Source organism: Salinicola socius, assembly GCF_001937195.1.
GTDB lineage: Bacteria > Pseudomonadota > Gammaproteobacteria > Pseudomonadales > Halomonadaceae > Salinicola > Salinicola socius.
Genome location: NZ_MSDO01000078.1, coordinates 1 through 1,026, shown reverse-complemented (window position 1 = coordinate 1,026; position 1,026 = coordinate 1). Strand labels below are relative to the sequence as shown.

The following is a 1,026-nucleotide window of genomic DNA, read 5'->3' as shown; positions in this document are numbered from 1 at the left end:
GCGCATCCGTCACTGGCAGGATTCCGGCGGCGAACGTCTATCGCCGACGCCGTGGTCGGCGCGCAGCGCAATGCTGACGCGCTATGCACAGGCCAAGCAGCAGGCGGGAATGCAGGAGAAAGTGATCGTATCGTTGCTGAAGCAGTGGCTGAACATCATGCGGGGCCGAGATGCAGAAGCGGCAACGCGCTTCATGGCATTGCGACGGGAAACCGCCCTGCCATCCTTTCTGGCCGGTCTGGATAGCGATGAGTCCGGGCACGATCCGTCGTGGGGCCACCTGCGCCCGACCACAATCGAATGACCCATGAACAAAAACCCCCGCACCCTTTGTAACAGGAGTGCGGGGGTTCTCGAGAAGATGGTGCGCCCGGGAGGATTCGAACCTCCGACCCCCTGATTCGTAGTCAGGTACTCTATCCAGCTGAGCTACGGGCGCTTGTAAAACCGTGAAGGGCGACGTCGATATATCCGACTTCATGTCGAGTGGTGCGCCCGGGAGGATTCGAACCTCCGACCCCCTGATTCGTAGTCAGGTACTCTATCCAGCTGAGCTACGGGCGCTTGATCCACCAATTTCTTCACACAGTGTCGATCGCGGTTTCCGATTTTTCGGAAATGGCGGAGAGGGAGGGATTCGAACCCTCGATAGGGCTATAAACCCTATACTCCCTTAGCAGGGGAGCGCCTTCAGCCACTCGGCCACCTCTCCGATCAGCACGGCGCGTAGATTACCGATTCCATGGCAGGTTGTCCAGCCGACAGGCCAAACTTTTTTCGAAAAAAACCTTAAAGGATGAAGAAGTTACCGATGAGCGAAGGAAGAAGGCGGATGCCGGCAGACGAAGAGGATGTTCGGGGATAGCCCGAGCCGATAAAGGGGACGACTTCACCAGCTCAGACGGTACCAAAGCGCCTATCCAGCACTCACGCGCCAGGATCGCCGTCTTCGTCTTCGGATTTCTCGCGCTGGATGCGCTGATAGATCTCTTCACGGTGGACGGCCACATCCTTGGGCGCATTCAC

General features: G+C 58.2%; 3 tRNA genes and 2 pseudogenes. 1 reads left to right on the top strand and 4 read right to left on the bottom strand.

Features of this window, described 5'->3' with window-relative positions:
- Positions 1-304, top strand: a pseudogene (locus BTW07_RS19920) (hypothetical protein); the annotation flags it as partial.
- 58 nt (positions 305-362) lie between these two features.
- Here the strand turns inward: BTW07_RS19920 and BTW07_RS18855 are convergent.
- The 4 genes and pseudogenes from BTW07_RS18855 to BTW07_RS18840 all read right to left on the bottom strand — a co-directional run.
- A tRNA-Arg gene (locus BTW07_RS18855) sits at positions 363-439 on the bottom strand.
- 48 nt (positions 440-487) lie between these two features.
- Positions 488-564 (bottom strand) — tRNA-Arg (locus tag BTW07_RS18850).
- A 55-nt stretch (positions 565-619) separates the two neighbouring features.
- Positions 620-712: transfer RNA gene (locus BTW07_RS18845), tRNA-Ser, on the bottom strand.
- A gap of 215 nt (positions 713-927) precedes the next feature.
- Positions 928-1,026: pseudogene (locus BTW07_RS18840) on the bottom strand (carbon storage regulator); the annotation flags it as partial.